The 22,951-nt window shown below is 57.0% G+C and carries 12 protein-coding genes; 6 read left to right on the top strand and 6 right to left on the bottom strand.

The window, feature by feature from the left end; genetic code table 11:
- Window positions 1-48: 48 nt before the first annotated feature.
- On the top strand, window positions 49-2,166 hold the full coding sequence (locus HYT79_11085; protein MBI2071131.1) for a hypothetical protein: 2,118 nt from the start codon (window positions 49-51) through the stop codon (window positions 2,164-2,166).
- A 95-nt stretch (window positions 2,167-2,261) separates the two neighbouring features.
- Here HYT79_11085 and HYT79_11080 read toward each other — a convergent pair whose 3' ends face one another.
- A complete protein-coding gene (locus HYT79_11080; GenBank protein ID MBI2071130.1) occupies window positions 2,262-2,588 on the bottom strand; it encodes a hypothetical protein in 327 nt (108 codons plus the stop codon).
- A gap of 177 nt (window positions 2,589-2,765) precedes the next feature.
- On the opposite strand from HYT79_11080, the gene HYT79_11075 reads away from it, so the two are divergent.
- Entirely contained in the window at window positions 2,766-3,209 is a 444-nt protein-coding gene (locus HYT79_11075; protein MBI2071129.1) for a hypothetical protein, read from the top strand.
- Between the two features lie 27 nt (window positions 3,210-3,236).
- Here HYT79_11075 and HYT79_11070 read toward each other — a convergent pair whose 3' ends face one another.
- Window positions 3,237-4,805, bottom strand: a complete 1,569-nt coding sequence (locus HYT79_11070) for an NACHT domain-containing protein (GenBank protein ID MBI2071128.1) — start codon at window positions 4,803-4,805, stop codon at window positions 3,237-3,239.
- A 209-nt stretch (window positions 4,806-5,014) separates the two neighbouring features.
- Here HYT79_11070 and HYT79_11065 point away from each other — a divergent pair, with 209 nt between their 5' ends.
- The 4 genes from HYT79_11065 to HYT79_11050 all read left to right on the top strand — a co-directional run bounded on the left by HYT79_11065 (window position 5,015) and on the right by HYT79_11050 (window position 18,214).
- Window positions 5,015-5,179, top strand: a complete 165-nt coding sequence (locus HYT79_11065; protein ID MBI2071127.1) for a hypothetical protein — start codon at window positions 5,015-5,017, stop codon at window positions 5,177-5,179.
- Between the two features lie 201 nt (window positions 5,180-5,380).
- Window positions 5,381-16,711: a TolC family protein gene (locus tag HYT79_11060; protein ID MBI2071126.1), complete on the top strand. Its 11,331-nt coding sequence runs from the start codon at window positions 5,381-5,383 to the stop codon at window positions 16,709-16,711.
- Between the two features lie 125 nt (window positions 16,712-16,836).
- Window positions 16,837-17,589: a hypothetical protein gene (locus tag HYT79_11055; GenBank protein MBI2071125.1), complete on the top strand. Its 753-nt coding sequence runs from the start codon at window positions 16,837-16,839 to the stop codon at window positions 17,587-17,589.
- A 16-nt stretch (window positions 17,590-17,605) separates the two neighbouring features.
- Window positions 17,606-18,214, top strand: a complete 609-nt coding sequence (locus HYT79_11050) for an SIS domain-containing protein (GenBank protein ID MBI2071124.1) — start codon at window positions 17,606-17,608, stop codon at window positions 18,212-18,214.
- Between the two features lie 8 nt (window positions 18,215-18,222).
- Here the strand turns inward: HYT79_11050 and HYT79_11045 are convergent, their stop codons facing one another.
- The 4 genes from HYT79_11045 to wecB form a co-directional block, all read right to left on the bottom strand.
- Window positions 18,223-20,049 (bottom strand): FecR domain-containing protein, encoded by a 1,827-nt coding sequence (locus HYT79_11045; GenBank protein MBI2071123.1) that lies wholly within the window; start codon window positions 20,047-20,049, stop codon window positions 18,223-18,225.
- Window positions 20,050-20,147: 98 nt separating this feature from the next.
- A complete protein-coding gene (locus HYT79_11040; GenBank protein MBI2071122.1) occupies window positions 20,148-21,101 on the bottom strand; it encodes a hypothetical protein in 954 nt (317 codons plus the stop codon).
- Entirely contained in the window at window positions 21,098-21,742 is a 645-nt protein-coding gene (gene tmk, locus HYT79_11035; protein MBI2071121.1) for a dTMP kinase, read from the bottom strand. The genes HYT79_11040 and tmk overlap by 4 nt, the downstream gene beginning before the upstream one ends.
- Window positions 21,743-21,770: 28 nt before the next feature.
- Entirely contained in the window at window positions 21,771-22,946 is a 1,176-nt protein-coding gene (wecB, locus tag HYT79_11030) for a UDP-N-acetylglucosamine 2-epimerase (non-hydrolyzing) (protein MBI2071120.1), read from the bottom strand.
- Between the last annotated feature and the right edge of the window lie 5 nt (window positions 22,947-22,951).

Here is a 22,951-nt window from a genome sequence, read left to right as displayed (position 1 = left end):
TCCCTGTTAACCTTTAAATAAGCAACTTTTAAAAATTAACACTGATTTATGCCACAGCAAAGTTTACGGGGCAACACGCTGCTTCTATGCAGCGTGATTTCATTGTCCGTCTCTTTTTTGTGGGCCCAACCCACCGATACCCCTGCCCCCGCTTCAGCCGTACCCCTTGCCGACGGTCGGACAGCCGCTCATTTTGAAGAAAACGGTCTTCAGGGATCGCGTATTTATGAAAATGACCGACTCCTGGAAACCCATATCAATCTGGATTCGCTGATCGTTGGCCAAGCCTGTTCAGAAACAAGATTAACGGCCAGCCACAACATCGCGCAAAATCTCAGGCAACATTTTTCCTGGGCATCCTGGCGTACGGGACCTTTATCCAGCTGGCTTTGTGATTTAACGGCACCGGTCGCTGATGCCAACGAGACTCCGCAAAGCCTTTCCCTTCATGTGGAGGCCGGCGATTCGGCTCATCTTCGGGCTGTTGTCCGAAAAACTTCGGGGCTCATGGGGATTTGGAACGCGCACTTCGGAAGAGGAACGGAGCTGATTACCGCATCTCCTTCCGGTGATACTTACAATTTCACCCGCGTGCTGAATGTGGCTCGGGGGATTTTTCTTCAATCCTCCGGCCAGCCGCTCTCCTCCGAGGACGGAAAACAAACGCTGTTTGAATACCACAGTCAACGTATCCGGCGCGTCCATCTGCCAGACGGCAGAGTTGACTCCTGGGAAGACGACCCTTTCCTCGCTCTCGGCGAAGTACGCCGGTACGATTGGTGCAATTTCAGCCAGCAACACCGCCACACCAATGGAAATTGGCGAAGTCAAGCCGGCAAGACGATAAGTCATGAGGAACGGGAAGAAACTGTTTCATCAAGTTTATTTGTAGCCGCTTTTTTCAGCGCCTTAGACCTCTTGCAGCCCGCAGTAGACCTTGTTCAAAGCGCTTATTACGGCGCCATTGCCGCCGGGCAACTGTATCAATCGCTATTTCACGGCGACGAATACACCCTTGGGATGCTCTCCAATCTTTACCGGGCCCCCTACGCCCGCGCTTTTCACGGGGATCAATTTTTTATCGATGAGATCAAAACCCGGCCCCAAATCCAAAAGGCCATTGAAAGCAATATCCGGGCTCAACGAGAAGAATACTTTTTGAACAACGCGCCCACGATGATCAGCAATGACGCGCGCGAGCAGGCGTTGGCCGCTTTCAGGGACCGGGAAATCACCGATGAAGAACTTCTGATTGAATTAGGCGGCGCTTATGAGCCCGGCCGTATTGTAGAGCAAGAAGGCGGGTGGACGGACTTTCTGGCCCGCTTAACGATGACCGGAGAAACCGCTTTTGACATTGCACTGGGGCCGAGTGCGGGACTGGTGGCTGGAAGAGTCGCGGCTAGGATGCCGGTAAGAACCGCGTCAAGAACTGTTCTCAGAAACCGAGAAGTAATGGATGAGGCTCTACGCCTGCGCCGGGAAACTTTCTCATCGGCTCCGGATACGCGTCACCTCTATGACCCGCCCCCGTCACACTTAACACATATCGCCGAGGAAGGGCTTCCTGAAGCGCGCTTGACTGATATCATCAGTCATTCTGGCGGAGCCAATGGAGTTGTGTTTCGCGGTACATTGGCTAGCGGCGAACACGTCGCTATTAAAATTTCCTTAGGACCGGAATCTACGGCTTTAGGCGAATGGGATAATCTACTGACTCATTTTAGAAGAGAAATTGACACCTACCAACAAGTCCAAGATATCTTGCCGTCCGGATACATGCCCCGCTTCTACGGCGAAGTTAATGTTGGAGGCAATCCGGCGTTTGCCATGGAGGAAGTTGAGATGGTGGATGTTTTTGTAAGACCAGGCACCACCCCTTTATCCGATATAAATCGCCTGCGTACGGTTATGACTGAAGACACCCTAGAAAATATCGTCCAAGAAGGCCGACAAATAACCGAGTGGATCAATGAAGCCGGGCTCGGCGGCGCCGATTTGCAATTTGGAATTCTGACACGTCCCCAAATAATCAACGGCGTTGAACGCCCGACCGGAAGTTTAGTGGTCATTGACGCAGGAGGTTTAGGGGGCAATTCGCTCAGAACAGCCGACGAAATCGAGCGCAGCTTGCGTTCCAACTACCGCTATATATGGAATCGTTGATAATAATCATAATGCCAACTTCCTGATAACTTTCCTCCAGCTTGGCGCCTTCGTTGTTTAGGTTCAAAGCCCTGCGCTGGCAACGGTGCCGCGACCTAAGGAGTCACGCAACGTTCCCGCTGATGGGGCGGGCACAAACCCAATCCCCCGCCGGTCAGGCGCAAATAAGCATCGCGCACTTGATTTGCGCCAAGAACGACGATGGCATTCGGGTCGTTGGAATCGCGCAAAAAAACCAACCCGCCGTCCGGGCCGTTTTCCCGATATCCTTCCAGAACAACGGCATGATCGCCTGGCTCGTTATAAAGCGCCAACCCATCCGGGTCAATGTCGATTCGAAAATGAACCCAGCGCGCTCTTCGCTGGGATTGAATGTCGCCGGATCGCAGCGCGATTCCTGAGCAACCGCGTCCTCGCGACAAGAAGTCAGACGTCAAATACCCTCATCAACTCCGGGCAGCTCTATTGGATAAGAAATGGCCGGAAAATCCTTGGGTCTAAAGACCCATGTTTTTCCCTCCCCATAGTCCTGCGTCGGACAATCCCAAAACCGATAGCATGGATTCGAGGGAAATATGCACAGATGATGAGGAGGAACCATGCGTCGCAACATAATCGCTTCGTTAACGGCCGCGCTATTGGCCGCAGGGGGCAGCCTATGCGCTCAAACACCGCCGGAAGCCGACCATGAGCAAGCGGTTGAAATCTTCGATCGCGCAAACTCGCCTTCGACAACCCCTGCTCCGGTCAATACAGCCGGGCCTGCCGCGAATCCTGACCAAATTAGGCCGGCGGCCGGACAAACTCCGGCGAACGCCGCTAGATCGGCTTCCGTGGCCGCCCAAGCGTCCGCAGCCGGCCCCTTAAAAGAAAAATCAAACGGCCGAACCATTCGCCTGGTCGGATTTTTCAGCGGGATGGGGCTTGCTCTTGTTGGCATCATGCTGGCCGGACCGTTTGGTCTTGTTGCCTTGGGATCGGGCTTAGCCGCGCTGGGCGGGGGCATTGCGCTCGGGGTAACCATCGCCTCCATCAATCAATAACCCGGAGGTAAACGACTCTATTCGAAACTAGGGATTGGGGGACCGCCGTTGACGACGGCGAGAGCGGCCCCGGCGTTGGGCGTCACGCGGGCGTTGAACGCCGCGATCTTGGTCGATGACAACCGAAAAAACTTTCGGGGTGTGTTTATTTTTTCTGAAAAAATGGGCCCGCCGGGTTAAAAACTCGGCTATGCCGGGCTCGATCAGCAAACAGGCCCTCTCTTTATCCAAAGACAAAAACGGCAACCGCTCCAGCCAGGAAAAAACTTTTTGACTTCGGCCCTCAAGATACGGGTAACGCCGGCAAACCTCGGTCCAGACCCGCTCAAATGATGAGACCGAGGTCTCCTTTTTTTGCGCCTGCCCAACGACAAGGGTTAATAGCCCGGTCATTGTCTGCGTATCGATGCCGGACGACTGTTTTGCGGCTTCCCAGGACAAAGCGCAACGCAACATGGCTTCGCGGACCATGTCCCCGTTTTTCGGAAGCAAGCCCTCCTGATTGAGAACCAACGAGGCATAAGCGTTCAACCCTAATGGCGTTTTAGGAACCATGGCCAATAATTTAGTCAAATCCGCATCAGCCAAACCGGAGCAATGTTTAAGAACGGCGGCCGCGGCCGGAAGATGTTGCCCGGCGATTTCCGCTAAACGAGCGAACAAAAGTTTGATGGTTGAAAACGGCCAATCCCCAAGCGTTACGATGGATGGACGCTGGGAAAAGAAACGCTCCAACCGCCGAAGGCCCATTTTTTCCCAACAGTCTTTGCGAATGGTCAACAAACAGCGATTCCTGGAAACGCTCTCCCAAAAAGCCAAAACAGCCGGATCCGTCAAATCAAAAATGTTCGGATTTTCATCCAAACCGTCAAGAAGGAGGGTCAGGCCTCCTTCTTGAAAAGCGCGGTTCTGAATTTCAGTATTGACTTCAGTAAGGGCGCCCGGAAGCGAACCCCAACAAATTCCTTTTGAAGGTGGGGAAAAACTTAGGCTTTGAGCGGGAACATAAAGGGGATAAAATTTTAACGCTCCGGAAGCGCCGGACAATCTCTTGAAAACCTGATAAGCCAAACTGGTTTTTCCGGTTCCGGCATTGCCGAGAACAATCACCGAACCGCCGGACTCCCCTGTCATGTAAGCGCTGATCAGGTCCGCCAGGCCTAAATTGCTATTTTGGCCGGGAACCGGCTGATCCCATTGGGTCACGGGGTTAACCCAGATTTCATCCAAACCCCAAGCGCCCCAACCCGGCAAACGCCGGCTAAGGCAAGCCTGTTGGTTTTGGGCCAAAGCTTCCAGCGCAGCCATCGGCTCTCTGGCGGATTCAAGCCGCTGAGCCAAAGCCTGGCCGATGGCCCTCTGAATATGCCCCTTGCCGCGGGTGAGGCGCTGGGTCAGGGTTTCCGCGCCTCCGGCGACAGGGAAGCGTATGGCCAATGTCGCATCCACGCTGGAATAAGTGATTTTGATCCCGAGGTTCTCCCCGAGCCGGTTTAAATGAAAAACGCGCTGCTTAATGCGTTCAACGCGGCGTAAATCCCCAAAAATGGAGCAAAGCTCCTGTTTACCGAAGATAAAGGTTTGAGGCGATGGCATAAAAAATAAGGGAGAGCCTCCCGGCTCTCCCTCAATAACAAACATTATACCATGGCCCGCGACCCCCAATGTCAAGCCGGACGGCGCAGCGTAACCATGCGTAACCTGTTCGTAATCGGGTTTTCCCGGCCTCATTGCCCCTTAATCCGGTAAAGCCTATAAGTAAGACTGGGAAGGGGGAGGAACGTGGTTATTAGGAGGGTTACTGTATGAAGAAATTAGCCTTTCTGCTCAAGCTCAGGAGACGTTCGCTTTACCTCTATATTCCTCTCTACGCCGTATCTCGGATCATTAAAAAGACAAAACACGGGGTTGTCTTAAATGCCCGCGCTCTAAGAATGACCGACTGCCTGGTCCGCTCGGCTCCTCTTTAATAAAACCGGACCCTAGACCAAAATGGAGGGCTGCGGCTGGCTGCATTTGATAAAATGGACTTCCACGATCCTGGTTGAAGGGTTCGTGAGTCCGTTGGCCAGCCCAGCCCTGTCGCCGGGAGCTGGGGGGGAGATACAAGGCAGCTGTTGGTAAATGGACTCATGAAGGACCCCCTTTTTAAAAAATTTGAAATTTCAAATTTGAAATTTCGCAGGGGGGTTGCCGTAGGCTTGGCGGCATGCCAATTGTTATGCCTGCCGGGCGTCGAATTATACGCAACCCTGGGCCAAACTATAGCGAGCGGCGGAGAAAATCGGACTACACCCGCCGGCTCTTTTTCTTTTTTTCTTAATTCTCAAGGCATTTCCAGCGAACGCGATTACCCCGCCTTGCCGCCGGAAGAAAAAGCCCGCCTGGAGTCTGATTTCCGTTCCTTTGAAACCGAAACGATCCAGCAACTTCAACGGCTGAACCTACTGGAAGATGACTTCTGGGTCTCGCTGCTAACCGCACAGAGCGGACGTCTGAGCAATTTCGGCGTTTGGCTCGGCATGCAGTTTCGCCGGCGCGGGATACCGCCCAATATCGCGGCCTTCCAATCGGCTAAACAGCATCTTCGCAGCAACCCTCAGCTTTTAAGGCAGCCTCTATCGGTGCGCGATGCCCTGGCGCGCGTTTTTGAACAATCTTCAGCTGATGCCGAAACCGCCGCAGCCGACACATCCCTAAGGCCTCAGGCCAAACGGCCCGTGCGCCTACCCGCCGATCCTGCGCCGGAGGCGCAACCGAATCCCGTCTCCTTTAGTAGAACACCCGATCCCGCCCATGGGCCTTCCGAACAGATCGGCGCCGATTCCCAACAGCGTGCGCCGCCCGCCGCGCAGCCCAGGCCTTCCGCAAACCCATCCTTAGGCGAATCCATTTGGCGCGGCATTCAAGAATTTTTCGCGGGCCTAGGGGGACAAGTCGGACGCATGTCGGTCAACACGGCCATGGCGGCCGCGGGCGCTGATCAGCATGCGGGCGAACCCCAAGAACACCCGCAGCCGCCGCTCTACGCCTCCCTTAGTTTTCCCGCGGCTCAGGCCGCAACCATCGCCACGGACGCGGTTTCCGGAGGAGCTCCCATCGCGGTCCAGGCTGCGGCCGGAGAAGGTTCTTCCCCGCGCGCGCCGCCGGCTAAACGCCGCGAGAGCAAAGGACCCGATCAAAACCGCGCATCGGCACAAGAAAACGAAGAACCGCCGGCCGGCGCCGATGAAGAAGTTGCAACCTCGGATACACCCCGTTCCCCCGACGCCCGGTCCCGGCGATCCTCCGGTCCAAGGCGGGCAAGGCCCAACCGCGCCCATCCGCGCGGCGAACAATCATCCGCTCAACTGGCCCGACGGTTTGACGGAGTCCTGCGTGAAAACTACGCGATCGCCACGTATACGCGCGGACGAAATAAAGGTCAAGTCGCGCAAACGTTCGCTTCCGGAACGGACCTCTCCCGAGTCGGCAATGTCCGTTATTACAAAAGAGACGAACTCGGCTGGGTCGAGATCGCGGATCCGGCCGAGGTCCATCAGCTGGAAGCCGCGGGCGCCGACATCGAGGCCTATATCGGGCACCGCGACGACCCCGAAGCGCTCCGGGTTCTTCGCGGCGCGCGAGCGGCTCAAGAAGACTGGGAAGCGTTCAGCAGGCGCGCGGCGCGCCGGCTTGAACAAAACGAATTTTACAGGCTCTTAGGCGATGACGCGGCCCTGGCCAGAGCCACCAAAAGCGATGCCGACGCCCGGCGTCTGGCCTCGGAAGTCGCCGCCTATCAAACGTTAAGAGCTTCTCTTGAAGCCGACCCCAACGGCGGGGATCCGGTGCTGCGCGACCAGGTGCGGGTTCTGGAGGAAACCGAACGCGAAGTCCAAGCCGCGATCGCGGCTTATCAATCCGCGATGAGCAATGAGGCCACCCTCTTTGAAATCTACCAGCAAGCCAAAGAAATCGCCCGCACCGAACGCTCCATGCAAAATATCATGCGCGCCAACACCGAATTGGTTCAGGTTCTGCTCTTGAAGCGCGGCTACATGTTCCTGGATCTGGCCACCCGGCGCTTGAGGGATATGCTGGAAGAAGTGCAGCGCGAAAAAGAACGCAACCGTCAAGACATAGGGGCGCTCGCGAATAAACGCGAAGATGTCCAGCGCAAACTACGTATCGCAGAGGAAATGTATCAAAAAGCCCTGCGCGGCGATTTTGTCCGGGAAGTGGAGCAGCGCATCCAGGAAATTCAGGACAAATTAAATGAAGCCGACGCGCTCTTGTCGTCCATCGGCAATATCGAGAATCTATTAAACGGCGGCTGGGGCAATTTGGCGGGCACATTCCTGGACCCGGCGGTCGTGGATAAAGAAATCGCGGACTGGACCGATTTAAGAGACAACGACATCAAACCTCTCTATGATAAGGTCCGAAAATTCTTGGACATTTTGCGCGCCATCAGCGAGCGCGAAGCGGATGAATTCGGAGATACTCATTTCACCTCGGTCCATTTGTGGACCGAAGAATTGATCGCCAGCCTGCAGACGTCCGAAGGCGCCATTAGAACCAGCATGGATGAATTCCGGCAATTAAAAGGAATCCGCGATTGTATAGACAATGCCCCTAATCCCCAGGCCCGGGGCGCATGCTTTTATATCGGCGTGCGCGAGGATCCGGAATTGCAGGCCACGCCCGATCAAGTCGCCAGTCTCTTGACCCGGCGGGAAGGCTTCGCTTTGTTGACCTTCGGCTATGCGGTCATCGATTTTAAAATCGCCGAGTCCACGTTGAACGCGCTGCGCCTGGCCTATCGAAAAGACGCCGGATTCCCGGATAATATCGGGCCCGAGCCTTATTACGACAATACCCTAAGCCGCATGGACGCAGGCCGGGCCGTGGCCGCCGGCCTTAAAGGCCTGGCCATCGAAGGCTTGGAAATGGAGCGGGATTTGCTGGTCAATCGCCTCGGCGTCATCAGCAACACCCAAATGGATGAACTCGTCAACATGATCCGTGAGGACTTCCAGGCCGTTTCGCCCGAGGGTTATGCCCATCGCGCTTATGCGGCCTTGAAACGCGCCATGGGCGTGGCCGAGACCAGCCTCGAGTTTTACCATTGGAAACGCTCCTTTTTGGCCTCCGGCCCCAGCTTTTTCCAATTTCTTGAGGCGGATGTCATCGGCAAACAAAGTGAAATTTCCCACCTGCAACTCGACATGGCCAATGCCTTGCTGGATTTTTTGAGAACTTATGAGCGGCCCGCGGCCGCGGCCAAGGCGGACACCTACCTGGGCTTCATCAAACTTTATCGCGACGGTTTCGGCACTCTCCACCAGGCGGAAGAAAGCTTCTTTAATACCGAGGCCGAAGGCTTGCAAGCCTTCGAAGAATTCATCAACGAACTTTCCGGCACCTTCCTGGAAGACTTCAACAACATTAAACGCTGGCTTGAAAACATCAATCCCCGTGAAGACCCGGCCATGAGGCGCCTGGCGCGCGCCATCAGCGACGCCGGCGAAGAAATCGAACGCCGGCTGAAAAACAAAAAATTCCTCATCTACGCCGCCGAGGAAACGAAAAAACAACGCCAAAAATTAAGGGAAACGCTGGAACGCCTGCGCGTGGAACGCGAACGAGTCGCCGCCATGCTGGAGCGGGTTAACCCCGACGATCCCAGCTTCGCTCGGGGCCGGGAAATGGTGCTTCAGGGCGAATTGCTTTACCCCTCGGACGGGTTCGACGATCCGGACCAAATCAATAACCGTTCCGGGGCTCTCTTCGTGCGCCGCAATACGGTCAACCGCATTTTGAGCCAGGGCGCCTTAGCCGGCGGCCAAACGCCTTCCGTCAACTCCTGGGTTTCGGCCCTGGGCTTATCCAATTATGAAGTCATCCCCGTTGGTTCGGGCGCGGATTCCTTTTATGTTGTGGTCAATTTCACGGCCGGCACGGCCTTAGGCTCCGGGGATCAAGTCGTCAATAATTTCACCTCGGACACGCTGCTCAAATTCGGCAATTTAGGCGAAGTGTTGGGGCACAACATGTCGCTGTCGCTATACGACTGGAAAGATTTAGCCGAGCCGCCGCGCGGCGCGCGGGGCATCCGGGCGACATTCGAACGCGATCGCGCGGACGAGCGCTACATTAATACCACGGTCATCGACATCCATCAAAACCTGCAGCAGGGACATATTTACCGGCTCATGGTTTTTGAAAACATGGCGTTCATGGTGTTGCAGGACCGCCTCTTTATTTCATTGACCGGATTCGGGGATTTTCCTCTCAATCAAGGGGCGACCTGCGAACCGGGGGCCGACGGCAATGCGCCCCCGGGCTGCAATCCGGACGCTCCCCCCTATGTGGTCGGCGGCCGGGCCAAGGCCACGCTGTACCTGCACGAAGTCGTGGGGATCAACGCTTCGGTGCTGGGGCTCTTCGCCCGGGACCCGTACGAATTCTCCCGCACCATCAACACCTCCATCGACCCGTTGAACATGAACGAGGAAAGCGTGCATATCGAAGGCGCGATCCTGCAGTACATCCAGCGCCATGCGGGCGTGGAATTCGATTTAGCCAAAATTTTCTCCACAAAAAATACCTTTAGCGTCGAGTTCTTCATCGAAGATGAAAACGGCACGGAAGTCAACAACGGCGAAGTCTCCGATGAGTACCGCGAAAACGTGGCGGACAATTACCATAAATTTTGGAAAGGCGCCCGGATCGTCAAAGAAATCCACTTCAATATGTTCGGCGAACCCACCTCGATCCGGGGCGAAACCAGGGCCGCGCTCGATCAAAACAACGAACTGGAACTGGCCGGACGCGTGGCGCTGATTCTGCCCAGAGGCATCTCCATCGAAGTGCGCGGCGCGCGCTACGGCGAACAATACACCGGCCAAGTGGCGTTGAATTTGCGCCTGGGCGCGGGCTCCGAACTTTACCTATCGTACGGCACAGACCGCATCCGATCCGTGCCCAGGCTGATGCTGGGCGTGCGCACCGGATTGACGCTCGAACAATTGCGCAGGAATGCGAGCGCCAATGCGGAGGAGGCGCTGCGCGGGGGGGACACGCTCGGGGATTTCCGGGAAGAGTTGGACCGCGTGCTGCCGCGTTCCACAAGCACGGCCACCGGCGACTCCTATTCCATGAATCTGGCTCTGCGGCGAATTTTAGACCGCGATACCCGGATCGCGGCCCTAACCCAAGCCATCGGCGCCCGGGAAGCGGAAGCCGTCGAATTGCAGCGGGTATTTAATGCGGGCTTGTCCGCCAATGCGGGCGTGGTTTTGGGCACGGGCTATAGCGACCCGCAAAGCGAAGGGACTTCGGGAGGCTCGGTTTCTCAAAAAGCCTATGGATTCTCCTCAACCGCCGGAGGCATCCAGGTCGGCGCTGAAATTTTCATGGGCCTCACCCGTCCTCAGAAAGAAGCGGCGATGAGGGAAATCGCCCGGATGAAAGTGATGCTTCTTGATCTCAAAGCCGCTTATAACGAATCCATCGAGGGTTTTCGAACCGCGGGCATGCGCGTGGTGCTGGCGCGATTGAGGGTCCGGCAATTGGAAGGCATCAAGTCCCGCCCGGACGTGGCGGGTGATCCGACGCTCTTGTCCGCGATCGAGCTCGAGGAGCTTGAAGCCCGCTCCGAACAAGCCCAAGCCGAAGCCCTGCTGCGGGCGCGCTTAGGCCTGGCCTTGCGGGATCCCCTGCCGAGAGAAATCGAATCCATCCCCATTGACCCGAACAATCCCGAAGCCACGTTGGCCGCGGTCACTCGCGCGTTTGAATTTAGAAACGGGTGGCGGCAATTTTTGCAGCGGCTTTCGGAAACCGACCCGGGGGACACGGCCCGGCCGGGTTGGGCCGAGCGCGCCATCTCATTCGTTTCCCCTCTGAATTTCCTGCCCTTCATCGATGAATTAACGATCAGCCTCGGCGCCAATTTATGGGATGAGATGGGCAATTCATTCGCCGGCATCGGGGGCTCGGTCAAATTGACGCTGTGGGACGCGGATCGGCGCCATCGCCGCGAAGCCACGGTTTTGGAAGGGCAGATCGCGGACTTGGACGTAGCCGAACGCCTGATGCGGGAAAATCTCCAGAACAATCCGGACGTGATGCGCTTCGACCGCTGGGCCCTGGAGCGCGAAAAAGAAATCATGGATGTTTATATCGCCGGACTTCGCGAGAGGCTCGACGCCGCGCAAACCCTCACCGAACGCCTGCGGTTGCTCGATGACTTGGCCGAAGCCGCGAGAGAATCGAGCCGCATTTATCTTGAGCTGGCGCGCCTGCCGCGCCTGGCCGCCCCCGCCACGCCCCCCAGACGCGAACGCTATCGCGTCAATGAATTTGCGCCGCTGATTCAGCAAGCCGAATCCCGCTCCAGGACTCTGGCCAAACTCGCGTTGGAAACCCAGGTCGCCCAGCATCTGGAGGAAGCCGCTCAGGCCCGGTTCAACCTCGGCGTGCGTTTGGGCGCGCGCTGGAATCCGGTCAACAATATCTGGTTTGAAACCAATACGGCTATTTTCACCACCGGAGGCTGGGGCATGCTCTTGCCTTCCATCGAATTAGCCATCAAATCTTCCGGCACGAGCCGGGTGGAAGAACGCTTCGCCCATGCCCTGGCCCGGGCCACGGTTGCGGACAGGGACTTGCAGTCTCTGGACCTGCGACGGCAAATCGTGGAAGCCTACCTCAGGCTGGTTTTTTCCGAATCCGCGAAACGGGAACTGATCCGCCGGGCCGAAGAATCCCAAGACCTCAGCGATATCGCGCGATTCAATATCGAAATCCTCGAACTGCGTATGGCCGTGCAAAAAGAATCGCTGCGCCTGCTCATCCTGCTGGGCCTTGACCCCAATACGCACGAACTCGACCTGGAAGAACTCATGAGAAGAAACCCGGTATCCACGGCCGAAGCCCTGCGCCCCTGGATCGAATCCAACCTCTCGCGCGCGCCGGAAATTCAACGCCGGGCGCTGGAAGCCCGGCTGGAAGTCGTGCGCGCGATGGAAGGCAAATTGCTGCTGAGGGAACGCGGCATGAATATCCGCACCGATCCCATCGGCGCCTTGTTCCAGGTGGTCGGCGATATCGTAGCCGGACTTTTCGGCGAAGAAGGGCCGACCGGATCGAGCCAAGTGGATTTAATCGCGGTGCGGCGCCACCGCCTGGAGCTGGAACGCACGCTGGAGCGCTATGACCGACAAATGGTCATCGATCGAAACCGGGCCACGGTGCGCCTGGGCTCGGCCGAGCGCGCCATCGCCGAGGATCCTTCGATGATGAACCGTTTAAACCGCGAACTGGCCTGGTCCGCGTCCATCGCCAAAGGCTTCAGCGGCACGATCACGTCAAGGCACACGCCCCTGATCACGGAGCGGCGTTCCGAGCCTCTCTTGCGCTGGGGCGCGCGCGTTTACGTCACCGAAGAAGCGGACCCCACGCCGGGAACAGCCGGACGCTCCAAGCGTTTCTTCGATCCCAATACCCGCCATCAAGTCACGTATTATGAAGGCATGATTCAAATCATGCTCTCGCGGCCGCAAATGATCAACCCGCGCCTCTTGGCCCGCGCCGAGGAGCTCGAGCGCGAGCGCGAAGTGCGCACGGAGCGCATGGAAAGCGATATGCGCCAGTCGCGGCTTTCCGGGCTCGTTTGGCGACACCAATACCTGACCGACCGATTGAACGAAGCCGTCGATCAGGCTCTTCGCGAACGCATCGCCGGCCGCATCCGGGAAACCGAAAATCAAATCCAAAGCGAATTCGCCCTCGTTCCAGAAGAATATCCCTCCGTAATCCGCGCCCACCCCATAAATACCGATGATTTGAATGTTTTAGTCAACACGGCTCTGCGCTACGTCGTCGGCGACGCGCCCGTGCTGGGCAGCCTGCAATCAGATTTGGCCATCGGCCGCCTTCAGGGTCAGGCAATCGTGGACAACCTGCGCTACCAATCCATGAGCCCGTCCTTTGTCCTGGGCTACCTAAGGAACGGCATCATCGGCGGCATGATGGTGTCCGCGCCCACGGCCGGGCGAACGCCGGGGGCGGATTTATTCCGGGACATTGATTTCGTCATCCATTCCAATATCGCCTCGGTGCTGGCCGCCGGCACTTTAGCCGGCGACGCCCGGGAACGGCTCGCTCAAAACTACTTCGCCCTGCGCTACTTAGTCGATGAACTGGCCCAACGGGAAGTTTTCCTCTACAACCTAAAAACGGAGATGGAACGCGATCCAAGCAATATCGATTTGCTCGATCACTACCACAATGCCTTTGAAGAGACCCTGCTGGCAACGTCCAAAATGCACGAGCTTTACCTGCAAATCGAGGCTGATTTGAAGCTTCTGGGCATTCAAATTCCCAGAGGCCTCGGCCGGGGCAGCCGCGATCCCTGGACCATGGACCGGCGCGTGCGCGCCATGGGCAACGCCGAAGCCTTGAGCCTGGCCCGTGAAATCAATCCCACGCCCGTGGCCCGCTGGCATGAACTGACGCCCGATGAAAAACAAGCCCGCCTTGAAGCCTGGGGCACGCAAATTAATGCGCGCTTGACGGCTTTGCCCGAGGACGAACGGTCCAATGTCGAGAACATGGCCCAGCGCATCCGCAGGGACGCCTCCCTGCGCTTCAGGCGGGACAACCGGCCGGCCGGAGTCCTGACCGCGCTTGAGGCCGACGGCAACGCCGCGTACGGAGCCACGCTGGTGGTCAGCGCCCTGGAACTTGAAGAATGGCGCACCCAGCGGCGCTTGACGGCTTATGATTCGGGAACCGGGCAACGCATCAGCCTGTCCGATGAATTGTTGGAGGACCCTTCTCGAAGAATTTTCTTGGCGCCGTTCAACTACAGGGGACAGGCGCCAAGCACGATTCAAGAAGCCGCGGCCGCCGGGTTTATGGAATTTCACCCCGGGCGCGAGGAAACGGCCCGGTCATTTAACCTGGTCACGCGCCGCTTCGAAGAAAACGAAGGCCGGTGGTTAAGGGAGCAGGCTTATCACAGCAACCCCGACTCCTTCGCAGTGATGAATCCGCACCGCGGCGCGCCGGAAACGCCAAGCAGCGAAAGCGAACAGGAGCCCATCCGCGTCCTGCTTGAAAGCGAAGCCTTTGAGCTGGCCTCAAGACGGCAACTCGTTTTATGGCGGCGCAGCACGCAGCGGGCGTTAGATCCCACTTACATCGCCAATCGCACTTTTTGGCAGCGCCAAGCCATGGAAATCTATTTAAACGGCGACTATTATTTCACCGGGCAAGGTGGGGCCAGGGTCTGGACCTTCGAGGAATTATTGAGGGACGGCCGCCTTTTGGTATTCGAAGAAAATCCCATCGAGGGGGTCCCAATGCGCATCAGCCCGGAAGAAATGAACGCGCCCAATGCGCCCAACCGGAGCCTTCGCTTCTTCGCCTATTTCGGCCGGACTCCGGAAATTTTAGCCGGCATTCAGACAGCCGATGAACTCGATCAATTCGGCGCGGATGTCCGCGAAATCACCTCGACTCAAAACGGCGACAGCCGTTTAAGGCGCGACGCCCATCGCGAACTTAGGCGCGCCATGCAATCCGCCTATGTGTACTTGAAAACGTCCTACGGTTTTTTGATGAACGAACAAGGGCGCATCGAAAAAGTTTTCATGTCGGACGACGATCTGGACGAGGCGCAAGACCATCACCCTAAAAACAGATTGTTTAAATCAAACGACATGACCGTTGTTTTGGATGCGGACGGCAATATCGTCGAAGCCTTAATGACGGCCTTAGACGGCTCCCAGTGGCGCCAACGCTTCGGCGGCGCCGGACCGGCGACGACGCGTTGGCACCGCAACTGGGGAGCCATTGAAATCGACCGGGATTTCCGCGTGCGCCGCATCGTCAACAAGGACACCACGCAAGACGGGCCGCTCTCTTCCTGGGCTTATTTCATGGATGACAATCGAATTTACCCCGTGGCCAGGAACCGCTTCCCCGGAGGAGCGGATGCGGGCTTGGCCCGGGCCGTGGCCGTGGTTAATCCCGATGCCGGCACAACCGTGGTTTACTCGGCTGACATGCTCAAAGAATTCCGCGGGGAAGTGCGCGGCAATCTGACCCGCACTCAAATCCGGCCCTGGCTGTTGACCTTGGGTTTTGCCGGCGAAGTAGTGACTCAGGCCTTTTTCACCCCCTGGCTGTTGCCTTTGACCATCGGCGTGGGCGGCGCCAACACCGCGGATCGCATTCATGCCTTAACCGGAGAGGGCGCCATGGAGCAAAGCTGGGGCTTTGCCTTGGATTTGGCCTGGGACATCGCCAATCAGGCGATTTTCCGCAAAGTTGTTCCCCAACCCCAAGATCACTTAAACGACCCCAGCGGCTACCCGCAACTCGTGGCCCGGGACCCGGCCTCGACCTGGGATCGCGCGCTTTACTATATCAGCTTGACCTTGGCCGGCAGGAACTCCGATCGCTTGGTCGAAGTTGATCCGCGCACGGATCAATCAACCAACCGGGTCGTTCGCCCCGGGGCCAAGGCTTTAGAGCGCTCGCTGCGGTATCGGGAGGAAGACTACGAAGTATTAAGAGGGCGCGTGCTGGCCGCCTTCACCGGCGGTATCGAACTGCGCGAGCGGCGCCTTGTGCCGGGCGCCTACGGCCATTGGCGCGACACCCAGCTTCAAGTCCTCCCCCAGGGGGAGACCTACACGCAAGTGGTCAATTCCTTGCGGTCCATCGGCGTGCGTTTTGCGCCGGACGGTTCATTCCTGTTGGAAGTGATGCCCACGGGTTCCGAAGTATCCGGCCAGCTCATCCCCGGCATCCCCGGAGCCGAGGCCCGCGTTCAAACCGCCGAAACCCGCGGGCGCGACCATGATTCCTGGGAGCGTATCATCAGCGGACCCGGCGGCACCGCGCATGTCCGCTTTGAAAACGGGAGGGTCGACAGCCGGCGCTTGCTCGCGGGCGCGGAGGCATTGGAAAATTGGCGCCGCCGCGTGCGTCAAACGCTCGACGCCGCGACGCAAACCATTTATGATGCGCCGACGAATTCTTATCTGTCCAGAGACGGCACGTGGCTCTTTAACCCCCAAACCATGGCCCTGGTTTTATTCGATTCAAACGGCCGGGTCCGGGAAATCCACCAGGCGTTTTTAGGCTACAACGTGGCCCGGGAAAATTTTGAAAACGAACGGCGGCGCTATGAATTTCAACGCAGCTACCCGGAACTGTTGACTCAGGGAGGCGTGGTTCACTTAAACGCGCGCGGGGATGTGACGTCGTTCGAGCTCGGCGACGAATCCGTGCGCAGCTACCTGGCCGAGCGCTTAAACGGCCGCTCCAGAGAAGACGTGTTGGCCGTCGTCCGGCAAGACTACACGTTTAGCCGGCCGGACGGGGGCCAAGACGTGATCGTTTTTTCCGCGGATTCGATCGCGGCTTATGAGGCGGCCTTGCGCGCCCGCGCCGAGCGCTATGGCGTCATCCGTTCCGCGGCAAGCCCGGCTGCGCCCTGATCGCCCACCCCCCAGACTGCTGGGGTCCCGCCTCCGGCGGGCCAGCGTCCTCGGAGCTCTGCGGAAGAGGACTTGACCAAAGTCATTTGCGGCGATTTTGTCAAAGTGATAATTTGATTGTCCTGATGAATAAATTCTTGCTTCAATCAGCCCTGGTCTTGCTAGCCTCCATGACCGCCTTAGCACAGGCCAGCACGCACCAATTTGATGCCGCGAATATTTTAAACACCCATTATCGAACATCCACCATGCGCGCGCTGGGAAGCAACCAAACGACGTATTATTTCAGCGGGCAGGAGGAAAAACCCGGGGAAGAGGCCGGCGCCCTTGAAAACATTTTCATGGACGGGTACGGAAAGTTCTATATGCTGTTGACCCCGCAGGGCGGACGGCCCAACGCCATCGATACCGTGAGCATTTATCGCCCCGCGCGCAGCATGAGCGGCCCGGTTTATGAACTGGGCGGTTCCCGCTATGAAGTTAAATACGTGCCCAGGAATATCGTCCAAAATAAATTTATGGGGGATCTTTATTTAACTCCCGAAACGCGGGGCCTTCAGAGCCACACGATCCCGATCGAGGACCTGTTGGGCGGGCTTTACGATACAGCCCGCGCTCTCGGTTCTCATCCCTTTAAAATCGCGTACTTTTCAAAAATCGGACAGCGCGGACGATGGGTTTATCTCATGAATAATGTCCGCCCGGAAAACTATCAGGCCTTCCGCCGCTTTCATGTGGACGCGGCCGACATTCCCGAAAACGGCGGGGCTGATCCCGATCAGAAAAAAAGCGTAACCTTTGAGCGGTATCGCTTTGATCTGGCCTTTATTACGGTCAACGGCCGGCTGATGCTTTGGGTCCGCGTCACTCCTCCCTAATTCGTAAAATTTCACCATGGCTATCGCAGCAAAGAAAGTAACGCTGCTCGGCGCTTTCCGAAATTACGCCAACCTGCTGGCCCGCGTCAAAATCGAGGACGCCCAAGGCCGTTCTCTCGGCGAATCGGGTTTCAAGCGCGCGCTCGATCTCATCATCAAACAGAATAAACTCGGCAAAAAACTATGTTTTATCGGCAATGGGGGCTCGGCCGCCATTGCCAGCCATCAAGCCACGGATTTTTTCAAAAACGGCGGGGTGCGCGCCGCATCCTTTAACGACGCGTCGATTCTCACCTGCCTGGCCAATGATTACAACTACACCGAAATTTTCAGCCGGCAAATCGAACGCATGACAAACACCGGGGATATTCTTTTTGCGATCTCAAGCTCAGGCAAAAGCTCCAATATCATTAAAGGCGTTGAAGCTGCCCGGCGCAACGGCTGCCATATCGTCACCTGCTCCGGCTTCGACGAGAACAACCCGTTAAGACGTTTGGGCGAGGTCAATTTTTACGTTCCGTCCCATTCCTACGCGCATGTGGAAAACGCGCATTTGCTGATCTGCCACACCTTTGTGGACGCCTTGATGGCCCTGCGCGGCGAACCGCCCTTCTGGCTGAACTGACGATTCGATTACGATGACGGCCTGTTGTCGTTTGAGGAATTCAACTGATTGAGAATCCGCATGGGAATGACCAGGTCGATTTTCGATCCGTAACTCGACGACTGAGTCACAAACTCATAATTGGCCCGCTCCGCGAATTTTTTCCAAGGAGAATTGGCGTTGCCGATATTATTGGAATCAGCGGAAAAAATAGCCTTTAGATCGGCCACGGTAAACGCATTCCCCTCGTCATGAATCACATAATCGTCATAGGTCAGCTTGATATCCTTATTGTCCGATGTCTTAGCCAGCGTAGCGCTGCAAACACTGGAGCCAGAGCCTTGCAAGCAATAGGTAACCTCCGTGGTAAAACGAAGCTTTAAAGCATCGTTGAAATTAGTCGCAAACGATGGATCAGACATATCCTTACCGTCCATATAGAACTTAGCCGTTCTAAAGTATCCCTCTTGGCCGGAATAAGCGGTATTCAAAGCATCCAACGTGTTGGCCGCGTTCAAGTGTGTGCCCGCCCCGGGTCCGCCCTGATCGCCGACCGTCGTCCCGGCATCCGCGCTTTCAAAATACTTGTAGAAAAATGGGGTGGTCAAATCGCCGGAGGCCACGGGATCGGTCAAGCATGATCCGGTAAACGACGGGACGCATTGGTACACATTGCCGGCGGCAAAACCATTGGCTACGCTGATGTCCGAGCCCTTGACGCCGGTCCCGGGAACAAGATGCGTCAACAAATGCGTTTGCCCGGCGTCCGATACGGCGACGTAAGTATGATCGAAGATCGTCTCCCACCAGACGCTCCCGCTGCCGCAACCCGCAACCGTGCATAATTTGACTGGGTTGCCGCCGAATTTGGCGTCGATCCAATAATCCTTGGTGTTGGACATAAACCACATGCTTTTTGTGGCCCAGTATTCCGGCGCTCCTGTTCCGGGCTTGGAATACAAACTGCCCAAAAAACCGGAACCCAACTGATCAGGCAAAGCCTTGTTGGCGTAAATATCCCAGCGGGAAAAATTAAAGCTCTGATCGCGCGTATTGAGCGTCACCCAGGAAATGCTGTCCGCAGTGGGGCGCACGATGTAAGATTCCGCGCGTACGCGCAGCCCGAAGGCGTCGATTAATGTTTTGCCGTCTTGGGCCACGGCGTTTTTCATCTCAAGCGCGGCCGCGGCTTCGATGGCTTCTCTGGTCATGTCTAAGCGCACCTCGCGGGTGATTTCCTGTTTGGCCTTCTCATCTTTTTTATCATCCTTCTTATCTTTGGTCTGATCGCCGGCCGCGCCCTGCTGATTGCCCAAACCATCGACGGTCACGGAAACGCTTTCCCCGGCTTTCAGCAGCATTTCGCTGCCCTTATTGTCCGCGACCGCGACCAAGCCCTCCAGCACCGAAACCTGGGTGTGCTGATTGGAGGGATCGACATTCACCTCGAATTCCGTGCCCCGGACCGCGCAAACCGCGGTTGGGGTGATAACGGAAAACTGCCGGACCCTGATTTTTGAAACAAAAGCCTTTAATCGTCCGAAATCAAGCTTGAAGCGGAAATTTTTCTCCTCAAGAAAATCAACCAAAAAAACCGATGAGGGCTGGAGTTCGATTTTCGAGGCATCATCGAGCGTGATCACGGCCCGGGCTTTGTTGGATGTCCTCACTCGGTCGCCTTGCGTAAGATCAGTCGTTCCGCGAGGCTCGACCGGCTGCCAATCGTTTTTGCCGGTTTGCATCACCTGCACTTTGCCTTCGATCACTTCGAGCGTCGCTTTTTTGGCGGACCAGCCGCTGGCCGGGACCGCGGCCATCAACGCCGATAAAACTAAAAATCCGGGAATCGTTTTCATGACGCTCTCCTCCCTCTCAACTTAAAACGCGAACAAAAATAGCTTACTCCAAAGAGGCCTCCAACGCAAGGAGAGTTTGCTCACAAGTCCGGCCGTCGTCAATTTTTTTCATCGAACGCCAACAGCAAACGTTCCAGAACCAAAGCCGGCGTCACATTGGCGTCAAGCTGCCTGCGGGCTTGCAATAATGCCTCGAGTTTTTGAAAATGACCGCGCGTCGGGCGGCGCCGCCACAAATTCAACACCCCGGCTTCCAACTCATCCATAAACCCGGCCACTTCTTTCCTCGCCGAAGCCGCATTTTTGAAACGGGCCGTGCGCTGGGATAAATTATAGGCCTCATGCGGCGAGTAACCGGGAGCCCTGTCGTCTTGATGATCGGGCAATCCGCCTTGTTCGATCATCCGGGCCGCCTGCTCTAAAGAACCGTGGCTGGCCCGTGCCGTGCGCCGGGCCCGCTCTTCGCTGAGGCCGAATTGGCGCGTCAAAATAACGGTCAGCGCGTCTTCAGCCAGCGGCTGAAAATAAATTTTCATGCCGGCCCTGGAAACGATGGTGGGCAACAGGCGGTCTTCGGAGACAGCCACCCAGAGCCAATGGCAGTGCGCCGGGCTTTCTTCGAGAATTTTCAACAGCGCCACCTGAGCCGCCGGGGTCAAATCCTCGGCGCCGTCAATGATGCAAACGGAATGGGCGCCGGAAAACGGCCGGCGCCTGAGCATGGAAACGGTTTCGCGCAGCGTGTCCACGCCCAAATGCTGCGCTGACGTCCCCTTGCCGGAACGCTGCTCCTGATACGCCAAATCAACAGTAACACAGTCCGGGTGCACGCCTTTGGCCGCTTGCGCGCAGCTAGGGCAGCGGCCGCAGGCGCCGTCTAAGGGGTCCGGCTCCCGGCATAACAGGGCCTGGGCCCAGGCCGAAGCCCCGCGCTTGCGGCCCACTCCAGACAACCCTAAAAATAATAGAAATTGTGGGCGCGCGCCGCTCGCCCACAGCTTCCCCAAAATTCCAGCGGCCCGTTCTTGACCGATGATGCCTGAGAAACTCACTGAAACAGCCTCCGGCTCTTTGCGAATCGCCGGAATTTCGGATGGCGCTTGATCAAATGCTCGATGGTTTCACGAAGCCGGTCGACCGGCTCGTCGGCGGGCACCAAAAAAATATCGGACCGCCGGCGGCTTAATTCAATATACGCGCGCCGGACTTTCTTCATAAAAGCGGCTTTCTGTTCCATGCGATCGCGCTTGCGGCCCATGCGTTTCAAGGACACGGAAACGGGCAGGTCGAGCACAACGGTCAAATCCGGCTTAATGCCGAAAGCAGCCCAATGATTTAAACGGTCGACCAAGGACAGGTTCAAGCCTCGCCCGGCCGCCTGATAAGCCAAAGTCGCCAGCGTAAACCGGTCGCAAATCACCAATTTGCCTTGGCGCAAAGCCGGCGCCACTTTGGAGGCAACATGTTCGGCCCGGCTGGCCTCATAAAGCAAAAGCTCGGCCATGGGGGAAACGTTCCCTTTAAAATAAAGAAGGATGCGCCTGATTTGCTCGCCGAGAACGGTCCCTCCGGGCTCTCGCGTTAAAATCAGAGGGATGCCAAGGCGTTTAAAAGCGCCGGCCAGCAAGCGGGCCTGCGTTGATTTCCCGCATTTATCGATGCCTTCGAAAACAAGAAAAAAACCCCGGCGCACGTGTGGATTATCCCAAATGAATGCTGTTTTATGAGCGGCCCGGGACAAACTCCGCGACGTCGGCCGAAAGGCCGAAAAAACGGCGCGTCGCCTGGACAATGCGCCAAGACGCCCGGCCGTCGCCGAAAGGATTGCGGACGCGCGCCATCGCGCGATAGGCCGACGGTTGTTCAAAAAGCGGACGGACCGCCTTGAGGATATTTTGAGAGGTGACCTCGCCGATGACCCGGGCGCATCCGGCGGCAACGGCCTCAGGGCGCTCGGTCACGCGCCGCAAAATCAACACCGGCTTGCCGAAGGCCGGGGCCTCTTCCTGAATGCCGCCGGAATCCGTCAGCACAAGGTACGACCGGCGCAAAAGCTCGATCAAATCCATGTAATCGAGAGGCGCGGTCAGCGTGACTCGCGAAACGCCTTTAAGCATCCGGCGGGCCGTCCGCTGAACATTGGGATTGAGATGAACCGGATACACGACCACGGCGTCCTGATACCGGCGCGCCAAAGCCGCAATCGCCTTACAGATTTCCTCCAGAGGACGGCCGAAATTCTCCCGGCGATGAGCGGTCAATAAAATCAGGCGCGATGCGCGGCCCATCATGCCCCGACCGCCGAACAACCGGCGCAGCGATGCATCAGAGAAGTCGCGGGTTTGATTACGGATGCCGGCCAAGGCATCGACCACCGTGTTTCCAGTGACGGTGATTGTCTTGCGGCCGATCCCTTCCTTGATCAAATTGCGCTTGGCCAAGCGTGTGGGCGCGAAATGAAGGGCGGCGACGCGATCCGCCATAATGCGGTTCATTTCTTCGGGAAAAGGATTAGCCAAATCAAAGGACCGCAGCCCGGCTTCCACGTGGCCCACGGGAATTTTCAAATAAAAAGCCGCCAACGCGCCGGCCATCACCGTGGTCGTATCACCCTGAACCATGACCAAATCAGGGCGGATTTTGCGATAGAGATCGGCCAATCCGTTTAAGGCGCCGGTGGTGATATCCGCCAAGGTTTGATTCCCGGTCATAATGGATAAATCATGATCAACGCGCAGGCGGAAGGCAAAAATCACTTGATCGAGCATTTGCCGGTGCTGTCCGGTGACGCAGACCACGGCGCGGAACGCCGCTTCTTTTTCGAACGCGCGGATCACGGGAGCCAGCTTAATGGCTTCGGGGCGAGTCCCGAACACAAAAAGAATTTTTTTAGGCACGAACG

This window comes from Elusimicrobiota bacterium (assembly GCA_016180815.1).
GTDB lineage: Bacteria > Elusimicrobiota > Elusimicrobia > JACQPE01 > JACQPE01 > JACPAN01.
This window is presented reverse-complemented; position numbering and strand designations above follow the sequence as displayed.